This is a genomic window from Moorena sp. SIO3B2, assembly GCF_010692525.1.
Classification (GTDB): Bacteria; Cyanobacteriota; Cyanobacteriia; order Cyanobacteriales; family Coleofasciculaceae; genus Moorena; species Moorena producens.
Window position 1 is genome coordinate 1 of the sequence record NZ_JAAHHE010000729.1, and the last position, 2,051, is coordinate 2,051.

Sequence of the window (2,051 nt, forward strand, 5' to 3'; positions counted from 1 at the left end):
GGGGCTATAGTAATGGTAAAAATATTAGGCTTAAGTGACATGCTTCCCCTATTACCTATTACCCATTACCTATTACCCATTCCCCATTCCCCATTCCCCATTCCCCATTCCCCATTCCCCATTCCCCATTCCCCTTTTACAAATATGAGATGCACCCCATGAGTGACTCGCTCTTTTTGATACATCTTGGCTATCTTAATGTCACTATCAATGTAACTATTCAGTCTAGCGCTATCAGCTATCAGCCATTCATACTACTTTTCCTGTAGCCCTTCAGCTTACTGCTGATAGTTGAATGGTTACAATGAAAGTCCAAAGGAACGAGTCACGCAACTAAACCCCAATAAATAGGTATAAAACGGTTTTTAACCGTACCAAACCGACATTGACGTTTTGCTAGCGCTAGAAATCTATCTAAATCAAGAAAGAAGACACACCAGTTGACGATGTCAAAAAAAGTAGGCGTAACCAAAAAGCTATCGACTCAAATTGTCCCCGTAGTGGGGATGACTGAGTCGATTGAGACTGAGTTGCTGTCTACAATGAAAAAACTAGGCATCGTTAGAGCTGAGTCTTACAACAAGCTGGGGAGCATCAAGCATTGGGGACTGGACTGGAAAAAGGCTATCCCGGAAGTAAAAAGCTTCAGGACTCCAGATACTCTGGGGTTGCCTGCCAAAATAATGGACTGGACTATCAATGATGTAGCAAAAGCCATTACAGCCCAGCAGGCAGCCTGTATCGATGCGGTAATAAAGAAAATTTATAGAAGGTTTCCGGGGAAAGAAAACCAAAAGACCAGGAAAAAACTTTGCAAACAGCTTAAAACCTTAGCTTTTTTGGAAAACCCACTGCTGCATAGACTAGTTAGGAAAGAATTCCAGCGGGGACATTCCTGGGTTAAGAACCAGATAGTTTATCAACAAGTGGGTTATAAATGCAAACGACTCTCTCGCAATACATACCAACTAGAATTAGCTGGATTAAGGAGAGGAAAGAGAAACAGGATAATCGTCAGATCTAACCGAAAAATAAAAGGACAAATTCGGTTGATACATAACCAAGTTCTGCAAAGGTTTGAGATTCATTTTCTTGTAGACCATGGAAATGTAGAAATTCCCGGTGAACGTCGCCCTGTAGGAGTAGACAAGGGATACACGGAGGCTTTCTATGATTCAGAGGGTCAAGCGCATGGGAAAGGGTTAGGCAAAGTTACCACCAAAAAGTCCGTTCGTATATGTGCCAAAAACCGCAAAAGAGGAAAGCTTTGGGCACTTCATAGAAAACTAGAAAAAATAGACCCAGCTAAGTCGGATCGTATTCTTAAAAATAACTTAAGCAGAAAAACAGAGAACAAGCGTTACAGACAAAATCAGTCAGAATTAACGGCTATCATAGGAGCCGCATCTAAGTCTCTTTTTAATGGGAAGTCACTTAAAATTTTTGCAGAAGATTTAACACAACCGATTAAAGGAAAACGTCAGTCCAAAGCCATGTCTCGCAAGCTTAATAGCTGGATGAAGGGTCAAATGCGGGACTCATTACAAAAATGGGCTGATTGGACTGGGTCGATTGTGACAGAAGTCCAGCCTAGTTACACGTCGCAAGTTGACTCCGTGACTGGAACCCTGTTGGGGAAAAGGAGCGGGGACAACTTTACCAGATTTAATGGGGTCGTGTTACAGGCTGACCACAATGCTGCCAAAAACATCCTTGCTCGGGGTACGGACAAGGAACTAACTCGGTACATGAATAAGACCGAGGTAATGGCAGTATTGTTGCGTCGTACCGCGCGTTTCTTGAAAGGGATGGGACTGAGTCTGCTTGATGCAGTTGAGCTTGGTTGGATTGATTGTAAACATGAGCTTTGCTCAGGCTTTCAAGCAACTCCTGGTCGAGATGCCAGGAACGTCCAGACAGATGGGTGGGTGCGATTCGTTGGCTATAAACCTTGCCCTATAAAGGATTGGGGGGGATTAGCCGCAAGGTACTGAACCTTGACAACTTGATAACCATGGTGGTGAAATACCACCCCTCGTGAAATCCGAGTG

1 protein-coding gene is annotated in these 2,051 nt (G+C 43.5%); it reads left to right on the forward strand.

The features are described from left to right. Positions 1–446: 446 nt before the first annotated feature. On the forward strand, positions 447–1,994 hold the full coding sequence (locus F6K38_RS40370; RefSeq protein WP_287360478.1) for a zinc ribbon domain-containing protein: 1,548 nt from the start codon (positions 447–449) through the stop codon (positions 1,992–1,994). The last annotated feature ends 57 nt before the right edge of the window (positions 1,995–2,051 follow it).

Excerpts from the sequence above, each read along its gene's own strand:
- F6K38_RS40370 (WP_287360478.1), top strand. The coding sequence starts at position 447 with ATGTCAAAAAAAGTAGGCGTAACCAAAAAGCTATCGACTCAAATTGTC.